Source organism: Rhizobium sp. RSm-3 (genome assembly GCF_001854685.1).
Classification (GTDB): Bacteria; Pseudomonadota; Alphaproteobacteria; order Rhizobiales; family Rhizobiaceae; genus Rhizobium; species Rhizobium ecuadorense.
In genome coordinates, this window is record NZ_MAWZ01000004.1 from 19,136 (window position 1) to 35,963 (window position 16,828).

Annotated in this window: 15 protein-coding genes and 5 tRNA genes; 12 read left to right on the top strand and 8 right to left on the bottom strand. The window is 59.8% G+C overall.

Annotated elements, in window-relative coordinates:
- Nucleotides 1-12: 12 nt before the first annotated feature.
- On the top strand, nucleotides 13-786 hold the full coding sequence (locus BBJ66_RS07455; RefSeq protein ID WP_049735232.1) for an amino acid ABC transporter ATP-binding protein: 774 nt from the start codon (nucleotides 13-15) through the stop codon (nucleotides 784-786).
- 63 nt (nucleotides 787-849) lie between these two features.
- Here the strand turns inward: BBJ66_RS07455 and BBJ66_RS07460 are convergent, their stop codons facing one another.
- Nucleotides 850-1,464: a hypothetical protein gene (locus BBJ66_RS07460; RefSeq protein ID WP_071086011.1), complete on the bottom strand. Its 615-nt coding sequence runs from the start codon at nucleotides 1,462-1,464 to the stop codon at nucleotides 850-852.
- Nucleotides 1,465-1,882: 418 nt separating this feature from the next.
- Here BBJ66_RS07460 and BBJ66_RS07465 point away from each other — a divergent pair, with 418 nt between their 5' ends.
- From BBJ66_RS07465 to BBJ66_RS07475, 4 genes are all read left to right on the top strand, one after another.
- Nucleotides 1,883-2,323, top strand: a complete 441-nt coding sequence (locus BBJ66_RS07465; protein WP_049735234.1) for a DUF3597 domain-containing protein — start codon at nucleotides 1,883-1,885, stop codon at nucleotides 2,321-2,323.
- 178 nt (nucleotides 2,324-2,501) lie between these two features.
- Nucleotides 2,502-2,813, top strand: a complete 312-nt coding sequence (locus BBJ66_RS32900) for a hypothetical protein (RefSeq protein WP_083335528.1) — start codon at nucleotides 2,502-2,504, stop codon at nucleotides 2,811-2,813.
- Nucleotides 2,814-3,027: 214 nt separating this feature from the next.
- Nucleotides 3,028-3,360 (top strand): hypothetical protein, encoded by a 333-nt coding sequence (locus tag BBJ66_RS32905; RefSeq protein WP_083335529.1) that lies wholly within the window; start codon nucleotides 3,028-3,030, stop codon nucleotides 3,358-3,360.
- 784 nt (nucleotides 3,361-4,144) lie between these two features.
- Nucleotides 4,145-6,364, top strand: coding sequence for a choice-of-anchor Q domain-containing protein (locus tag BBJ66_RS07475; RefSeq protein ID WP_049735237.1), 2,220 nt, complete (start codon nucleotides 4,145-4,147; stop codon nucleotides 6,362-6,364).
- Between the two features lie 379 nt (nucleotides 6,365-6,743).
- Here the strand turns inward: BBJ66_RS07475 and BBJ66_RS07480 are convergent.
- Nucleotides 6,744-6,820: transfer RNA gene (locus tag BBJ66_RS07480), tRNA-Pro, on the bottom strand.
- A 561-nt stretch (nucleotides 6,821-7,381) separates the two neighbouring features.
- Here BBJ66_RS07480 and BBJ66_RS07485 point away from each other — a divergent pair.
- Together BBJ66_RS07485 and BBJ66_RS07490 are read left to right on the top strand one after the other, a co-directional pair.
- Nucleotides 7,382-7,687, top strand: coding sequence for an ETC complex I subunit (locus BBJ66_RS07485; RefSeq protein ID WP_003573430.1), 306 nt, complete (start codon nucleotides 7,382-7,384; stop codon nucleotides 7,685-7,687).
- A gap of 56 nt (nucleotides 7,688-7,743) precedes the next feature.
- Nucleotides 7,744-7,820: transfer RNA gene (locus BBJ66_RS07490), tRNA-Arg, on the top strand.
- Nucleotides 7,821-7,906: 86 nt separating this feature from the next.
- Here the strand turns inward: BBJ66_RS07490 and BBJ66_RS07495 are convergent.
- Both BBJ66_RS07495 and BBJ66_RS07500 read right to left on the bottom strand, forming a co-directional pair.
- Nucleotides 7,907-8,395: a DUF192 domain-containing protein gene (locus tag BBJ66_RS07495; RefSeq protein WP_071086015.1), complete on the bottom strand. Its 489-nt coding sequence runs from the start codon at nucleotides 8,393-8,395 to the stop codon at nucleotides 7,907-7,909.
- Between the two features lies 1 nt (nucleotide 8,396).
- A complete protein-coding gene (locus BBJ66_RS07500) occupies nucleotides 8,397-8,975 on the bottom strand; it encodes a cold-shock protein (protein ID WP_003573434.1) in 579 nt (192 codons plus the stop codon).
- A gap of 195 nt (nucleotides 8,976-9,170) precedes the next feature.
- On the opposite strand from BBJ66_RS07500, the gene gloA reads away from it, so the two are divergent.
- From gloA to BBJ66_RS07525, 5 genes are all read left to right on the top strand, one after another.
- Nucleotides 9,171-9,611 carry a lactoylglutathione lyase gene (gene gloA / locus BBJ66_RS07505; protein WP_003573436.1) on the top strand — a complete coding sequence of 147 codons (441 nt, stop codon included), beginning with the start codon at nucleotides 9,171-9,173 and terminating at the stop codon, nucleotides 9,609-9,611.
- Nucleotides 9,612-9,773: 162 nt separating this feature from the next.
- A complete protein-coding gene (locus tag BBJ66_RS07510) occupies nucleotides 9,774-10,841 on the top strand; it encodes a YcbK family protein (RefSeq protein WP_071086229.1) in 1,068 nt (355 codons plus the stop codon).
- A gap of 198 nt (nucleotides 10,842-11,039) precedes the next feature.
- Nucleotides 11,040-11,114, top strand: a tRNA-Glu gene (locus tag BBJ66_RS07515).
- 75 nt (nucleotides 11,115-11,189) lie between these two features.
- Nucleotides 11,190-11,264: transfer RNA gene (locus BBJ66_RS07520), tRNA-Glu, on the top strand.
- Nucleotides 11,265-11,579: 315 nt separating this feature from the next.
- A tRNA-Glu gene (locus BBJ66_RS07525) sits at nucleotides 11,580-11,654 on the top strand.
- 45 nt (nucleotides 11,655-11,699) lie between these two features.
- On the opposite strand, the gene recJ is transcribed toward BBJ66_RS07525, so the two are convergent.
- The 4 genes from recJ to BBJ66_RS07545 form a co-directional block, all read right to left on the bottom strand.
- A complete protein-coding gene (recJ, locus tag BBJ66_RS07530; RefSeq protein WP_071086016.1) occupies nucleotides 11,700-13,502 on the bottom strand; it encodes a single-stranded-DNA-specific exonuclease RecJ in 1,803 nt (600 codons plus the stop codon).
- An 80-nt stretch (nucleotides 13,503-13,582) separates the two neighbouring features.
- Entirely contained in the window at nucleotides 13,583-13,828 is a 246-nt protein-coding gene (locus tag BBJ66_RS07535) for a hypothetical protein (RefSeq protein WP_071086018.1), read from the bottom strand.
- 177 nt (nucleotides 13,829-14,005) lie between these two features.
- Nucleotides 14,006-15,331, bottom strand: coding sequence for a homoserine dehydrogenase (locus BBJ66_RS07540; protein WP_071086020.1), 1,326 nt, complete (start codon nucleotides 15,329-15,331; stop codon nucleotides 14,006-14,008).
- 61 nt (nucleotides 15,332-15,392) lie between these two features.
- A complete protein-coding gene (locus BBJ66_RS07545) occupies nucleotides 15,393-16,610 on the bottom strand; it encodes an LL-diaminopimelate aminotransferase (RefSeq protein ID WP_003586883.1) in 1,218 nt (405 codons plus the stop codon).
- Nucleotides 16,611-16,828 lie beyond the last annotated feature (218 nt).

The following is a 16,828-nucleotide window of genomic DNA, read 5'->3' on the forward strand; positions in this document are numbered from 1 at the left end:
GGGAAAACAATCATGGCTGAAGCTCCAGCTAAAAAGCTCACCGTTTCCGCTACGGAAGTGGCGATCGAAATCATCAACATGAACAAGTGGTACGGCGATTTCCACGTGCTGCGCGACATCAATCTTAAGGTCATGCGCGGCGAGCGCATCGTCATTGCGGGGCCGTCTGGTTCCGGCAAGTCGACGATGATCCGCTGCATCAACCGCCTCGAAGAGCACCAGAAGGGCAACATCATCGTCGACGGCACCGAACTCACCAACGATCTGAAGAAGATCGACGAGGTGCGCCGCGAGGTCGGCATGGTGTTCCAGCACTTCAACCTCTTCCCGCATCTGACGATCCTCGAAAACTGCACGCTGGCGCCGATCTGGGTGCGCAAGATGCCGAAGAAGCAGGCGGAAGAAATCGCCATGCACTTTCTGAAGCGCGTCAAGATCCCGGAGCAGGCCAACAAATATCCGGGGCAGCTTTCCGGCGGCCAGCAGCAGCGCGTGGCGATCGCCCGCTCGCTGTGCATGAACCCGAAGATCATGCTGTTTGACGAGCCGACCTCGGCGCTCGATCCCGAGATGATCAAGGAAGTGCTCGACACCATGGTGGGTCTTGCCGAGGAAGGCATGACCATGCTCTGCGTCACCCATGAAATGGGCTTTGCCCGCCAGGTCGCCAACCGCGTCATCTTCATGGACCAGGGCCAGATCGTCGAGCAGAATTCGCCGGCCGAGTTCTTCGACAATCCGCAGCACGAACGCACCAAGCTGTTCCTCAGCCAGATCCTGCATTAGGCTTGGGAGCTGAAGCTATCTAAAAGACCCGCCGCGCCTTCCGGCTCGGCGGGTCTTTCACGTTCAGCGCGAGGCTGACGCCTGAAGCAGGCTGCAGAGGCCGGCCAGACCGGAATCGGAGCCGCCTGAGGCCGAACCATCCGGGGAGGAGATATCAGCGCAACGGACAAGCATCTTGCGCTGCTCATTGACCGGCCTCGACCGGAAGTCGTCCAGGATGCGGGCCTGCGACGCGCTGAGGTTATTCTCAGCCGTGGATTCGCTGCTGCCGCCTGCCCTGCCGATGGCGAGATCGGCATCGACGCCGCTGCCGCGTCTGACCGAGACCGTGGCGTCGGTATCAAGCCCATCGGAGCCGCCGATGCGTGCATTGAGATCGGCATTGGTGCCACGCCCGCCGCCGATCCCGGCATTGGCGTTCGCGTCGAGACCGTTGCCGCCGCCGACCCCGGCGTTGAGATCGGCATCGATGCCCCGCCCGCCGCCGGCATTGGCGGTCGCGTCGGCATTGACGCCGCTCGAACCGCCGACGGACGCATTGGCATCGGCGCTGGCGGCATTGCCTGCATTCACCGATATGCCGACGTCGATAGCGTGCGCATCGCTTGCCGGCATGGCAAGCAGGGCGCAGGTGGATGCAAGCACCGCCAGCGATAGCCTATTATGGTTATGGGTCATGTTTTCCTCCGTTTCCATTCGCCGAGCGATCGGCAATCGAAAATCGAGGAACGCGCGTGCCTTCGATCGTCTGGACGCCTGCAACCTGCAGGACGCCCATGGCAAGGCAACGTGAAGGGATGACGAATGTTTCACGAGATGGCACGGCAAGTCGCCTCGACGGCGGGCAATGATCTTTCACGGTTATTGAAATACGAACTGCCAACCGCACTGTGCCGAAAGCGAACATGTCTTGCCTTGACTGGAGCGCCTGCCGAGTATTTCCCTCCCGGCCGCACCAGGAATCTTCTGTGCCGGCAAGCTGGACTCCTCACCATTGATTGAGACGACGAAAAAGAACTCGCTTCCGTCTGGATATATCAGCCAGGAAGCCCATGTTTCAGCATGTTCTTATCTAAATGGAGCCGGAGGTTCAAGAATGGGCATTTTCGACAAGATCAAACATGCAATCTTCGGAGAAGCGAAAGCAGCCGAACCCGTTGCATCAGGCGCGCCGAAGACGCAGCCCGCCCAGGCTCCCGTCTCGCCGTCGGCAGCGCCCAGTCCCAGCCCTGCGGCCTCTCCCGCTCAGAGCAAGCCGGCCGCGGCCCCGTCCGCAGCCAACGTCGATATCGTCCCGATCCTCGACGCGGCCGTGAAAAAGAGCGGCCAGAAACTCGATTGGCGCCACTCGATCGTGGATTTGATGAAGGCCGTCGGGATGGATGCGAGCATGGCCGAGCGCAAGGAACTTGCCGCTGAACTCGGCTATACCGGCGACAGCGGTGATTCCGCCAAAATGAATATGTGGCTGCACAAGGCGCTGATGAAACGGCTTTCGGAAAATGGCGGCAAAGTACCGGCAGACCTCTTGGATTGATCGATGAGCGAGATCTGCCGGCGCTTCGCGATAGAGGCTCATCTGTCGCGGAAGCGTCGGCAATCCAGGGCACACGCCGATCGGATCCGAGGCCATCAGCCCCCTTGCCCGCAGGCATTGAAACCAATAACCTTCCGTTCGATTACTTCGTTAATCGATCACGGGAGAATGAAATCCAATGAGATTGATGGCAGTCGTTGGCGTTGCACTTAGCTTGGGCTGTATTTCGGCCGCGGAATCTCCTTCAAACTATCAATCCTACAGCGGCATCCGGGTCGATACCGATCCGGTCCTCCTGGCTCGATACGACAAGGCGCTCCGGTGGTGCGTGCCGGAGGCAGGCTCCTTGCGACGCGGCTCGCCGGATGCGCACAGCCTGCATTACAACGCGGCGCTTAGGAGCTGCCTCTACAGACGCGGCTTCGTCGATCGAGGCGTCTACGCCTACCCGATCCCTGAGGTCTACTTCGAGCATTTCCTGGATCGCTGAAAAAGAGCTGAAGCTCGCGACAGCGGGGGCGGATGTCATGGTGACCATTCCAAAATCCGGCTGTAGCGGCTGCGATTCATCCAGAATTTGAAGCAAGAGCGTTTCCACTCTCCGGCGAGATCCTTAGAATTTCGCGCGTGGTCTTTCGCGCGTCACACGAATCGAAATAGATATCAGAGGTTGATCATTCGGTAGCTAAGGGAACAAGATAATAATGCGCGCTCGTATTGTAACAGTAATGATTGCCATGGGACTACTGACCGCCTGCGTGCCAACGCGTCAGGATTATGATACATACGTGACTTTGCTGCAGGGCAGCTCAAGAGCAAGAAATGAAGTAATTAAAGATTGTGCATCGGGATTTGATGCAAATGGCCGCCGCGGCGCGGGTCTCGTGACAAACGTTTCGGACAAGGACGCTCCGAGGGTTGCATGCGAGCGATTTGTTGCAGCGCTGGTTTCTGGCCGCATTACCTATGACGATGTCGTCAACGTCAGACAACGCCGCTTTACTCCGAAGATCATCAAGATTTTCCAAGGCCGTTAAAACAGGATCGCTCGTCGGCTTGCGGTCTCGTACTTGCAAGTCGTCGGCGACCCGTTCGGCACGCGGTTGTTATTCATCCCTTGGGTTCGCTTCGCTACCGTTGTAGGTCGTAGCAACCACAGTCCCGGCACAGCCGATGCTCTCGAAGACGGCTGCCATTCTTGTCGGATAGTATGGTCGTTGCAATCGACCAGTAGGCGGATCTGGTTCACCCCCGCTCGAGTGAGTGGTAGGCGCGGTTCTTTGCGGCATGCCTGCAGCAGCGTTCCGAGTTCCTGGATCGCTGGATCGGGCTTAGAAAACGAGAGCATTGCCTTGTCGCCGATCGGTTTGATCGGGGCTCATTTGTGAAGTTCGAGGTGCAGGTGATTCGACGATCTTGCCCCCCTACCATCTCGATCAGTGCCAATTTTTAGGGCGAATCTGCCCAAAAATTGCTGAATTCAGAAAAAAATGTCGATTCCGCCTTTGGCAATAGCAATCCAGTCACGCCACCAGGTTTTCCTAATGTTTTCAATAGATGCATTTCGCTATAGTTGCAGAAAGAATAATTCGCGAAATACGAGACATTAATACTGCCCCAATTTAGGCGACTCGAAATTCTACAAATATTTCAAAACGTAACATCGAAGTGATTGGGATATTGTGGCAGCAATATGGCTATTATTCTCAAGTACTTACCGTCGCGTTGCTGTTGCGCCCTCCGGAATGTCGCCCTATAACCCCCCGCCGTAAGACATGATTAACCTAAAATATTAACGGGCAGGGGTTGAGGAACAAGACCATGACAACATACTACGTAGCGACAACTGGCAGCGACAGCGGAAACGGCAGTGCCTCCTCTCCTTTCCGCACGATCAGCGACGCGATGGCATCGAACCTTAAGCCCGGCGACGAGGTCGTGGTGAAGGCGGGGACCTACAACGAGAGCATTAACATCGACAAGGGCGGCTCGGCGGCGGGCGACATCACGCTGCGCTCGGAAGTGCCCGGCGCAGCACTGATCCGGCCGCCCGCGGGCTCGTGGAACGCGATCAGCGTCAACGCCAACCACGTGGTCATCGACGGCTTTGACATCGGCGGCGCCACAGGCGACGGCATCGAAGCGAACAGTGTCCACCACATCCAGATCCTCAACAACACGGTCCACGGCAGCGGGGAGTCGGGCATTCAGTTCAACCAATCGGACTTCATCCGCATCGAAGGGAACGAGACCTATAATAACGCGTCGTCGGGCTGGTTCTCGGGCATCTCGATCTACCAGAACCGGAACATCACCGGCGATACCTCGACAGACGGTTACCGAACGATCGTGCGCAACAACGTCTCGCACGACAACGTCACGAAGTCGGGTGCGCACACCGATGGCAACGGCATCATCATCGACGATTTCCAGAGCACGCAAACGAGCGGTTATCCGAACTACACGTATAAGACCCTGGTCGATAACAACCTCGTGTACGGGAACGGCGGCAAGGGCGTCCAAGTGACCTGGAGCGACTCCGTCACGGTGTCGAACAATACCGCATACCACAACAATCAGGACCCGCAGAACACCGGCACCTGGCGCGGCGAGCTCAGCAACTCGGCGTCGAGCAACAACACCTGGGTCAACAACATCGCTGTAGCGGACCCATCGCTGAACAAGAACAATACTGCGATCGATAACACGTCGACCGACAGCTACTCCAACAAAAACGTCGTCTGGGCCAATAACGTTACCTACAACGGCACGGCCGGCCAGGCCTCGGTCAAGACCGACGGCGGCAACGCGATGCCGAGCGCGGCGGACGGTAACAAGCTCGGTGTTGACCCGAAATTCGCGGGGGCAGCGAGCGACAACTTCCACCTCGGCTCCGGCTCGTCGGCGATCGACGGCGGAACCAGCAAGTACGGCGTCGGCTCCATCGATCTGGACGGCCACGCCCGCGTCGTTGGAACTGTCGATATAGGCGCCTACGAATCGGGCTCCAGCTCAACGCCAACCACGCCGACACAGCCGACAACACCAACCACGCCGACGCAACCGACAACACCAACCACGCCCACGCAACCGACAACGCCAACCGCGCCGACGAAGGAAATCGTCGGCACCAGCGGCAACGACATCCTGCCACACACCGGTCAACCCAATGGCGGCAACGAAACCTTCAAGGGTCTCGGCGGCAGTGACGTGTTGAAGGGCGGGGCCGGCGCAGACGTGCTCGACGGCGGTGATGGCAACGACACGGCCAGCTATGCGGGCTCCGGCGCGGTCAACGTCAACTTGGCGACTAAGGCCGCATCGGGCGGCCAGGCCACCGGTGACAAGATCGTCGGCATCGAAAACCTGACTGGCTCCAGCTACAACGACGTGCTAACCGGCGGCAATAACGGCAGCAACGTTCTCCATGGCGGGGCTGGCGCGGACAAGCTGGACGGCGGCGCCGGCGCGGACAGGCTCGACGGCGGTAGTGACAGCGACACGGCCACCTATGGGGTCTCCTCCGGGGCGGTCAACGTCAACCTGGCAACTGGGGTCGCATCGGGCGGGTATGCCACCGGTGACAAGTTCATCAGCATCGAAAACTTGATTGGCTCCAGCTACAACGACGTGCTGACCGGCAATAGCGGCAGCAATATTCTCCAAGGCGGGGCCGGAAAGGACATCATGACCGGTGGCGCCAGCTCGGATACGTTTGCCTTCAAGTCACCGGCAGAAATGGGGTCTGGCTCGAACCGCGACGTCATCACCGACTTCCAGAAAGGCGTCGATAAGATGGACTTCTCGGCGATAGATGCGAATGGCTCTGCGCAGGGTGATGGAGCATTCCATTTCCTGGCGCAGGAGAACGCCTCTTTCGACCACAAGGCTGGCGCGCTCACCTGGCACTATGAAGACAAGGCTGGATCAGCGAGCGATGCTACCGTTATCCAGGGCGACCTGAACGGCGACGGCGTTCAGGACTTCCAGGTTCAGCTGAAGGGCCTGGTCCACCTGGGGGCAGGCGATTTTCTCCTGTAATCATACCTGTTGCGGCGATCGTCCGATCGCCGCAACAACCGTGCTGACAAAATCCGAGCGCCGGTCAGGCGCTCGGATTCTGTGCATTTGTAGAACGGAAGAGTGCTGGTGACCGAGGTGGACCTCGCTCTTCGTGTTGCGAGATCAGTTCGGACAACAATTCCGCACCGGTCTAATGCATGTCGCCCGGAAGTGTGCAGCGCTTCCGGGATAACGACATGCGTAAGAACAAAGAGCTAAAGCGCGTCGCATCAATCAAGTTTGATGCGGCGCGCTTTAGCGATCTGTCCTCGATTTCGAGAAGCAGCTGGCCGGACGCACGCCCGACAATGCGAGCCATGATGCGGCTGTCAAAGATGCAAGATATCGGGATATTGAATGGTCGGAGTGGAGAGATTCGAACTCCCGACCCTCTGGTCCCAAACCAGATGCGCTACCAGACTGCGCTACACTCCGTGCCGTGGGCGGGGAGATACACGGTTCACTTCGCCGTCGCAACCCATAATCCAGCTCCGGCCGAAGAATCCCGCCTGATATGTCGATGCATATAGAAAAATCGGGATGGCGCGGCTCTGCGCTGCCTGATGCAACTGGGCGTCAGGAGAGGGCTGCCTCAGCCGCGTTCGAGCAGGCCGATATATTGGGCGTAGCTGATGGCAACGTAGAAGAAAGCCGTAATGCCAGCCCCGATCACAATGGCATTGAACTCCGCCGAACGTCTCATCATGCGTGCAAATCCACTGAAATTGACTGAGCCGTAAATAGTCCCGAGGGCTGGCCGCGGCAATCAGGTTGTGATCACAACATGAGACGATCGGTAATATTGCGCAACCGGCCTGTCTGCCGCGGTCTTGTTTCCGCAGCATGATACGCCGCGTTTTTTCTTGAAAAGGGGGGGAATCGCGGATAAGCAAAATTCATCTCTTCGCGCTATCTCTGGCGATGAAGAAAGAGCCCCGGCAATGGGGTGAGACCATCACAGGCGGGCGCTGCCCGCAAAGTCGGAGACGCGCAGTCATGTCTGCCAAGATCTATCGTCCAGCCAAGACCGCCATGCAGTCCGGCAAGGCCAAGACCCATCTCTGGGTGCTTGAATTCGATCAGGAGTCGCCGCGCAAGATCGATCCGATGATGGGTTATACCTCCTCCGGCGATACGCGCCAGCAGGTGAAGCTCACCTTCGAAACGCAGGAACTGGCCGAAGCCTATGCCCAGCGCAACGGCATCGAATACAGGGTCATTGCGCCCAAGGATCCGGTCCGCCAAGTTGTCGCCTATCCGGATAATTTCCGCTATACCCGCACACAGCCCTGGACGCATTGAGATTTCTCGTCCAGAACTGCCGCATCGGTCGCGCTCCCTGAACGCGGCCGCCGGACGGCCCCTTAGCTCAGCTGGATAGAGCACCTGCCTTCTAAGCAGGTTGTCGCAGGTTCGATTCCTGCAGGGGTCGCCACACATTCAATGACTTGAAGCCGCCCTGTGACCAGCCCGAAGGGGCCTGCTCTCCAAGTTCGTCGACGATCAGCAGCTTGCGGCCCGTCACTTCGCCTTCTTCGTCGTCGTAGCGCTGACGATCCTGTCGCCCGGCTTGATTCCCAATTTGCCGACGATGCCGGCATTGAGTTCGACGACGTATTTCACCTTGCCCATCGAATCGATGATATCGCGCGAATAAGGCACCGCCTTTTCCTTGATGTGGCGGATGGTGCCGGTGTCGTCGGCAAACAGCATGTCGAGCGGCAGGATGGTGTTTTCCATCCACATGGTGACGCGCCGCGGTTCGTCGAAATCGAAGATCATGCCGGCGTCATCGGCCATCGCCTTGCGAAACATCAGCCCGTAGGCGCGCTGATCGGGGGTCGAGGCGATCTCGACAGTGAAATGCAGCACCTTGCCCGCGGCCGTCTGGATGAGCAGCGGCTCCTTGTCGAAGCGGATCGGCTCCTGGCCGAAAGCCGGCAGGGCGGCCATGAAAAAAAGCGCCAGGATGGCGCTTTTGATCGCATGAAGAAGAACCAGCTCACGCATATCAATGCGACCGGCTGGCCGGGCTCGGAATGTCGGGATGGATTTCCGCTGCCATCAGGCCCTTCTCGCCGTCGCCGAAGCGGACGAGCACCACCTGGCCGGGGCGCAGTTCCGTCAGGCCGAAACGGCGGAGCGTTTCCATGTGTACGAAGATGTCTTCCGTGCCCTCGCCGCGCGTCAGGAAGCCGAAGCCCTTGGTGCGGTTGAACCACTTGACGAGCGCACGCTCGAGGCCGCTCGTCGCGGTGACCTGCACATGTGTGCGCACCGGCGGGAGCTGCGAGGGATGAACCGCAGTCGACTGATCCATCGAAAGAATCTTGAAAGCCTGGTAGCCACGTTCGCGGCGCTGAATGAGGGCGACGATGCGCGTTCCCTCGAGGATCGTCTGGTAACCGTCGCGGCGCAGGCAGGTCACGTGCAGGAGAACATCCTGCATGCCGTTGTCGGGCACGATGAAGCCGAAACCCTTGGCAACGTCGAACCACTTGACGACGCCAGTGATTTCAACAAGATCGACCGCCTCTGCCGATAGCTCGTCAAGGTCGGAGTATTCGTTCGATGAAATCCTGTCAGCCATTTGTCGCCAGCCCCTCGAATACGCGTCACACTGTTACGGTTAACTGATTCTTGAAATCAAGATTAACATCTTGGTAACGGATAAGCGCAAGTCCTAGTTTTCGGTTATTCCCAACTGCACATTTTATATCGATGACTTGCCCGAGGCTGACCTCAGCTCGCCGAAAAAGCCAGACCCAATAAAGGAGTAGATAGAATGCGTTATCTCCATACAATGGTTCGGGTCAAAGACCTGGACGCTTCACTCGCCTTTTACACCACGCTGTTCGGGCTGGAAGAGATTCGCCGCCACGAAAACGAGAAGGGCCGCTTCACCCTGGTTTTCCTGGCCGCTCGCGACGATCTCGACCGTGCGCGCAGCGAAAAGGCTCCCTGCCTCGAGCTTACCTATAACTGGGACACGGAAGATTATAGCGGAGGACGCAATTTCGGCCACCTCGCCTATGAGGTCGACGATATCTATGCAACCTGCCAGAATCTGATGGACAACGGCATCACCATCAACCGGCCGCCGCGCGACGGGAACATGGCCTTCGTGCGCTCGCCCGACGGCATCTCGATCGAAATTCTGCAGAAAGGCAGCCCGCTTGCCGCCGCCGAACCCTGGGCCTCGATGGGCAATACCGGCGCCTGGTAAGGCTTTTCGCCGCAAGGCTTTTGCGAGGCTTGCGGCTTTTGCGATTTCGGGTTCGGCTGGCGCCTTGACACTTGCCGCGATCCGACCCCGCAGGCAATCTCCTGACGACTCGAAGCGGAGATGGCGGTTTTCGGCCATTTCCGCATCAATTGGAGACTTCGCTTGCGTAACATTGAGATGCGGATGTCGCTTACGGGCGCTTTGCTGATCGCCACTTCGGTGCTGGCGCTGTCCGGCTGCGCGTCGAACAAGAAGGCGCTCGATTCCGCCGCAGCGGTTCCGGCACCGCAGGCAGCTGCACCTGCGCTTGCCGCGGCAGCGCCCGCAAGCCCTACCCCACGTTCGGTCTACACCGATCCCCGGCTCGTCAATGTCTCCGGCGCTCAAGCCGCGCCGCAGGCCGTTGCAGCGGATCCGAATGCCCCCGTCCCGCCGGCCGATCCGGCTGCAGCGGCGCCGGCCAATATCGGCGGGCTCGTGCTGCAGTCGACCCGGATCAACGCGCAGGCGATGAGTATCTTTTCCGACCATCAGCCGGCACCGCAGAACAACAGCACGTCGACTGTCATTCAGCCTCAGGCCTATGCGCCGGTTGGGGGTGCAGCACCTGCGAGAAGCAGCGTCTACAGCCAGCAACCCGTATCAGGACAGCCGGTGGAGCCGGTACTGCCGCAGCAATCTTCGCAGAATGGCAGCACGCAGATTGCGCCCGTTCAAACGGCGTCGCTGGCGACGGACAGCGGTGCGGCCCCGACGATGAACGCGCTCTACAGCGCGCCGAAGCAGAACCTGCTCGGCAGCCTCTCCGGCCTTTTGCAAAAAGCGTCCCTGCCCGGCATGACGCGTATCGCGCCGAACGGGCTTCATGTACAGAACGACAAGGTCGAGGTCGGCTGCTTCAAGCCCGAGCTGTTGAACGTGATCAAGACGGTCGAAAACCATTTCGGCCGGCCCGTTATCGTCACGTCAGGCTATCGCGACGAAGAGCATAACCGCCTCGTCGGCGGCGCTGACGAATCGATGCACAAAAGCTGCGAGGCGGCCGACATCCAGATCGACGGTGTAACAAAATGGGATATCGCCGCCTATATCCGCTCGCTGCCGAACCGCGGCGGTGTCGGCACCTATTGCCACACGGATTCGGTTCATCTCGATACCGGCAAAAGCCGCGACTGGAATTGGGGCTGCGGCGGCAAACGCGCGCCGATGGCGACCGCAAGAGCGATCTGATCTCGCGAAAGCAGATCGCCATTACGCAACGGCAGCTCCGGCCCACACACTTTCGCCAAATCCTGCAAACTATTGATTCGTCAATCGTAATCTTGGGTTTCGCGACCGCGAAAATATCTGTCATTTTTTTGAAAAAAACCGAAATTGCCGCTTGCGGGATTCCAAACGCCTGACTATAAGGGCGCCACCACGAAGGAAGCGCCCTTCGTCTATCGGTTAGGACACCAGATTTTCATTCTGGGAAGAGGGGTTCGACTCCCCTAGGGCGTGCCACTTTCTCTCCATTTAGAAGCCATCGCATCTGCTTGCAGAAGTCTGCGCGCGCGCCTATTTTAACGGGGCCGGCCTGCGCCCTTCGTCTATCGGTTAGGACGACAGATTCTCATTCTGTAAAGAGGGGTTCGACTCCCCTAGGGCGTACCAATTTTACCCAAATCAACGACCGGCGAGGCACCGGATCAATAGTCTGTCCGACAGACGCAACAGTACACGCCCGCCCCCGTCGTTTACGCACCTGCACAGCCCGCAATGCGGATCACCAACTGCAACAGACTTGGCAATGCTCTCCTGCACGATGTTCTGAAGGCACGTATCTCTGCGGCCGCGACAATTGGCTTATCGGCCCCGGCGCCACGTTTTCCACAGCAACAAAAAAATCGGCGAAAACGATGATTTTTTCGCGCCTTGGCGCTTGCAGCTTTTGAAGGTGCTGACTATAAGGGCGCCACCACGAAGGAAGCGCCCTTCGTCTATCGGTTAGGACACCAGATTTTCATTCTGGGAAGAGGGGTTCGACTCCCCTAGGGCGTGCCACTTCTTCCTCCAAATTCTTCATCATCAGTCTTTTTGCGCGGCGTCTTATTTTGCCGGCGCAGCATCGCAGACGCGAAGCTGGATGCGGCGCGCGCCCTGGTAATGCTCGGCACTGAGCGAACCCGCGACATGCAAGCTCGCGCCGCGTGAATTGATGAGGAGATTGCCGAGGGCCGTATCGGCGGCACGGAAGGCGATGCCGTCGAGCCGCGATCCGTCCATTGCTTCCATCGTCACCTTCACATGTTTTTCGCCGACCAGGCGTGCGTCGCGCACACGATGCGCCGGCACGGCAAAGAGCGGCTGGGCGTGGCCGGAGCCATAGGGACCGGCGGCCTCCAGGCGGTCGATGAGTTCGAGCGTGGCGCCGCTGGCGCCGATCGCGCCGTCGATCTTCAGCGTCTCATTGGCGACGAGGCTCGCCACCGTTCTCGCTGACTTCTCGGTGAAGAAGGTCCTCAGTCTGCCGAGATCGGCGCGCTCGACCGTCAGCCCCGCAGCCATGGCGTGACCGCCGCCCTTGACCAGCAGCCCTTCGTCGACCGCGGCGCGCACCATCCTGCCCATGTCGAAGCCGTTGATCGAGCGGCCCGAGCCGGTGCCGCGGCCGGAGGGATCGAAGGCGATCGCGAAGGCCGGCCGTTTGAACTTCTCCTTCAGCCGCGCCGCGATCAGCCCGACAATGCCGGGATGCCATTTTTCATGGGCAGTGACGATGACGGAGGCGCCCTCGCCGTCGCCATATTCGGCGAGCGCCTCGGCTTCCGCCTCCTGCAGCATGGCAGCCTCCATCGCCTGGCGCTCGCGGTTGAGCTCATCCAGGCGCTGGGCGATCATTTCGGCCTCCCCGGCGTCATCAAGCGTCAGCAGGCGGCTTCCGAGGGCAGCATCGCCGATCCGCCCGCCGGCATTGATGCGCGGGCCGATCAGGAAGCCGAAATGATAGGGTGTCACCGGGCCGGCGAGCCCTGCCTTGCGAAAAAGGGCTGCAAGACCGGCATTGCTCTGGTGGCGGGCGGCGACCAGCCCCTTCACCACATAGGCGCGGTTGAGGCCCTTCAGCGGCACGACATCGCAGACTGTCGCCAGTGCGACGATATCCAGCCATTGCAACAGGTCGAGTGCCAGGATGCCCTTGTTGCCGGTCGCCCGCAGCAGCCTGAGTGTGGCGACGAGCACCATGAAGACCACACCGGCGGCGCAAAGATGCCCCTGCCCCGAGAGATCGTCCTCGCGGTTCGGGTTGACCAGCGCATGGCAGCGCGGCAGCTCATGTGTCACCTGGTGGTGATCGATGACGACGACATCGATATTGCGGGAGGCGGCGGCGGCCAGCGCCTCGTGGCTGGTGGAGCCGCAGTCGACGGTGACGATCAGCCGGGCGCCATTGTCGATCAGCTGGTTGATCGCCGCCGGATTGGGGCCGTAACCTTCGAAGACGCGGTCAGGAATATAGATGTTCGCCTTGACGCCGAAATGGCTGAGGAAGCGGAACATCAGCGCCGAGGAAGCCGCACCGTCGACATCGTAGTCGCCGAAGATCGCGACGTTCTCGCCGCGCTCGATGGCGCTCACCAGGCGGGTCGCAGCTTTTTCGCAATCGGTCAGCGTATGAGGATCGGGCATCAGGCCGCGGATCGTCGGATCGAGGAATTCGATCGCCTCGTCCACCGCCACACCGCGCCCGGCCAGCACGCGGGCGATCAGATCCGGCAATCCGTGGATCTGCGACATGGCCAGCGCCCGGTTCTGCCCGGCCTGGTCGAGCCGCGCCACCCAGCGATTATCGAGCGCGGATTTCTCCACGCCGAGAAACGCGCGCTGTACCGGATCGACGAGATCTGCCATGCCATACTCCGCTGATTTCATCTGCTCTTTCTACTGGAGCAGCGGAGATAACATAGCGTTGGATTTGCAGACACGGATTTTTACCAGAATACCGCCCAGATGATCATGGCGACGCCGGCAAGCTGCACCAGCAGGAACGAAAACAGCGTCAGCAGAATGGCCCAGTTGCGGCCTTCCCTGTGTTCATCGCCGTCATCCTCATCAGTGCTCTCCTGATGAATGTCACTGTAGGCCGGCTTGAGAATTTCCCCAAGCATATCGGGGCGGTCCGGCGGCGCGTCGCTCGGGCGGCCATACCCCTTGCCGGCGTGGCTGTCCTTGCTCATGAAATTCTCCACGCAGACGACTCACCATCTATGGTTTTATTTATATCAATATTTCGGTATTTGTTAATATAGACTTCCGTAAGGGGAGCCCGGACGACCAACAAAAAAACCGCCCTGTCTTCTTGAACCGGCAGTTCAAGAAGACAGGGCGGCTCACATTGCCCGGAAGGGAAAGGCTTAAGCTTCTTCCTTCGGCCGCTCGATGCGAATCACCTGCGGTTCGCCGAAGAGATACCCTTCCGACTTGATCGACGCGACGGCCTTGCGCACCGACTCTTCCATCGTCGCGTGGGTGACCAGAATGATCGTCTGGTGGTGCGACGGCGCCAGATGCTGCTTGGAGCGCTGGACGATCGATTCCAGCGAGATGTTGTTTTCGGCCATGCGGGTTGCAACGCTGGCAAAGACGCCGGTGCGGTCGAGCACCGTCAGGCGGATGAAATAACCGCCCTCGTGGCTCTGCATCTGCGCCTTGCGGTAGGGTTCCAGCGCCTTTGCGGGATGGCCGAGTACCGGCACGCGCTGGGCGCCCGGCTGGCTTTTGGCGATATCGGCGATATCACCGAGCACCGACGAGGCCGTGGCATTGCCGCCGGCGCCAGGGCCAACCATCAGCAGTTCGCCGAGCACATCGGATTCGATCGCCACCGCATTGGTGACGCCGTCGACCTGGGCAATGACCGAATCCACAGGCACCATTGTGGGATGCACGCGCTGCTCGATGCCGGTGTCGGTGCGCTGGGCAACGCCCAGGAGCTTGATGCGATAACCGAGCTCGGCGGCGGCGTGGATATCCTCGATCGAGATGTTGGTGATGCCTTCGAGATAGATATCGTCGGCGGCGATGCGATTGCCGAAGGCGAGCGTCGTCAGGATGGAAAGCTTATGGGCCGTGTCGTTGCCCTCGATATCGAAGGCGGGATCGGCCTCGGCATAACCCAGCCGCTGCGCTTCCTTCAGGCACTCCGCGAAAGACAGCCCCTCCTTCTCCATCTTGGTCAGGATGTAATTGCAGGTGCCGTTCATGATGCCGTAGATGCGCGAGACGGAATTGCCGGTCAGCGATTCGCGCAGCGCCTTGATGACGGGGATGCCGCCGGCGACCGCCGCCTCGAAATTCAACAGCGTACCCTTCTCCTCGGCGATCGTCGCAAGCTCGACGCCGTGATAGGCAAGCAGCGCCTTGTTGGCGGTCACCACATGGAGACCACGCTGGAGTGCCGCGCGTACGGAGGTGTTGGCAGCCCCTTCGGCGCCGCCCATCAGTTCGACGAAGACGTCGATATCGCCCTTTTCGGCAAGATCTTCCGGCCGGTCGAACCAGGTGACAGCGGAAAGATCGACGCCGCGGTCCCTTGTCTTGTCACGCGCGGAGACCGCGGTGATGGTGATCGGACGCCCGCAGGTGACGGCAAGCTCGTTGCTCTTCTGCTGAATGATGCGGACTAGCGAGGCGCCAACGGTGCCCAAGCCCGCAATGCCGATTTTGAGGGCATCTGCCATGGATCGATCCTGAATGTCTGTGTGGCGGCAGCCGCGGGACGCGGCTGCCTTAAGATTTGGATTAACGGTGCGCGTTCAGCGAAATGACGTTGTGCATCGTTTCGTCTGCCGTCGACATGAACTTCTTGATGTTGCGCGCAGCCTGGCGGATGCGGTGTTCATTCTCGACGAGCGCCAGACGGACATAGTCGTCGCCCTGTTCGCCGAAGCCGATGCCCGGGGCGACGGCGACGTCGGCCTTCTCGACCAAGAGCTTGGAAAACTCAAGCGAACCGAGATGACGGAACTTTTCAGGGATCTTCGCCCAGGCGAACATCGTCGCAGCCGGCGGCGGCACATCGAAGCCGGCCTTGCCGAAGCTTTCGACCATGACGTCGCGGCGGCGTTTATAGACGTTGCGAACCTCAGCAATGTCGGAGCCGTCGCCGTTCAGCGCATGCGTCGCCGCCACCTGGATCGGCGTGAAAGCACCGTAATCGAGGTAGGACTTGACGCGGGTGAGCGCCGCGATCAGCCGCTCGTTGCCGACGGCAAAACCCATGCGCCAGCCGGGCATGGAGAAGGTCTTCGACATCGAGGTGAACTCGACCGTCACGTCGATTGCGCCGGGCACCTCGAGAACCGACGGCGGCGGGGCGCCGTCGAAATAGATTTCCGAATAGGCAAGGTCGGAAAGCACGATGATGTCGTGCTTCTTGGCGAAGGCAATGACGTCCTTGTAGAAATCGAGCGTCGCGACAAGGGCCGTCGGGTTCGAGGGGTAATTGAGGATCAGCGCCAGGGGCTTCGGGATCGAATGCCGGACCGCCCGCTCAAGCGGCGGGAAAAAGCTTTCGTCCGGCTCCACCGACATCGAGCGGATCACGCCGCCCGCCATCAGGAAACCGAAGGCGTGGATCGGATAGGTCGGGTTCGGGCAGAGGATGACGTCGCCGGGCGCGGTGATTGCCTGCGCCATGTTGGCAAAGCCTTCCTTGGAGCCCAAGGTGGCGACCACCTGGGTATCCGGGTTGAGCTTGACGCCGAAACGGCGGGCATAATAGGCGGCCTGGGCGCGGCGCAGCCCCGGAATGCCCTTGGAGGAGGAATAACGGTGGGTGCGCGGATCCTGGACGACCTCGCACAGCTTGTCGACGATCGACTGGGGAGTGGGAAGGTCGGGGTTTCCCATGCCGAGATCGATGATATCGGCGCCGCCCGCTCGCGCGCTTGCTTTCAAACGGTTGACCTGTTCGAAAACATAAGGCGGCAAACGCCGGACTTTGTGAAACTCTTCCATTTCATTCCCCATGGAAAGGCGGCTTTCGGGCCGCAGTCGAAGTTCGTTCCGTCTCCCGGCGGCTGCGACACGAACTTCAGAATCGCAACGCCGTATTCATCAGACCCAAGACACGCGGCAAATCTTTGACGGAAAAGCCGCATAAAGCGCATTATCGGGAAAATCTTGTCTTCCGATCCATCCGGAAGGCTTTGCGTGCAAATTGCCTGAAAGGCAAG

Excerpts from the sequence above, each read along its gene's own strand:
- BBJ66_RS32905 (WP_083335529.1), top strand. The coding sequence starts at position 3,028 with ATGCGCGCTCGTATTGTAACAGTAATGATTGCCATGGGACTACTGACC.
- BBJ66_RS07540 (WP_071086020.1), bottom strand. The coding sequence starts at position 15,331 with ATGGCAGATGCCCTCAAAATCGGCATTGCGGGCTTGGGCACCGTTGGC.
- BBJ66_RS07455 (WP_049735232.1), top strand. The coding sequence starts at position 13 with ATGGCTGAAGCTCCAGCTAAAAAGCTCACCGTTTCCGCTACGGAAGTG.
- BBJ66_RS07475 (WP_049735237.1), top strand. The coding sequence starts at position 4,145 with ATGACAACATACTACGTAGCGACAACTGGCAGCGACAGCGGAAACGGC.
- BBJ66_RS07465 (WP_049735234.1), top strand. The coding sequence starts at position 1,883 with ATGGGCATTTTCGACAAGATCAAACATGCAATCTTCGGAGAAGCGAAA.
- gloA (WP_003573436.1), top strand. The coding sequence starts at position 9,171 with ATGCGTTATCTCCATACAATGGTTCGGGTCAAAGACCTGGACGCTTCA.
- BBJ66_RS07485 (WP_003573430.1), top strand. The coding sequence starts at position 7,382 with ATGTCTGCCAAGATCTATCGTCCAGCCAAGACCGCCATGCAGTCCGGC.
- BBJ66_RS07460 (WP_071086011.1), bottom strand. The coding sequence starts at position 1,464 with ATGACCCATAACCATAATAGGCTATCGCTGGCGGTGCTTGCATCCACC.
- BBJ66_RS07545 (WP_003586883.1), bottom strand. The coding sequence starts at position 16,610 with ATGGAAGAGTTTCACAAAGTCCGGCGTTTGCCGCCTTATGTTTTCGAA.
- BBJ66_RS07535 (WP_071086018.1), bottom strand. The coding sequence starts at position 13,828 with ATGAGCAAGGACAGCCACGCCGGCAAGGGGTATGGCCGCCCGAGCGAC.
- BBJ66_RS07495 (WP_071086015.1), bottom strand. The coding sequence starts at position 8,395 with ATGCGTGAGCTGGTTCTTCTTCATGCGATCAAAAGCGCCATCCTGGCG.
- BBJ66_RS07500 (WP_003573434.1), bottom strand. The coding sequence starts at position 8,975 with ATGGCTGACAGGATTTCATCGAACGAATACTCCGACCTTGACGAGCTA.
- BBJ66_RS32900 (WP_083335528.1), top strand. The coding sequence starts at position 2,502 with ATGAGATTGATGGCAGTCGTTGGCGTTGCACTTAGCTTGGGCTGTATT.
- recJ (WP_071086016.1), bottom strand. The coding sequence starts at position 13,502 with ATGGCAGATCTCGTCGATCCGGTACAGCGCGCGTTTCTCGGCGTGGAG.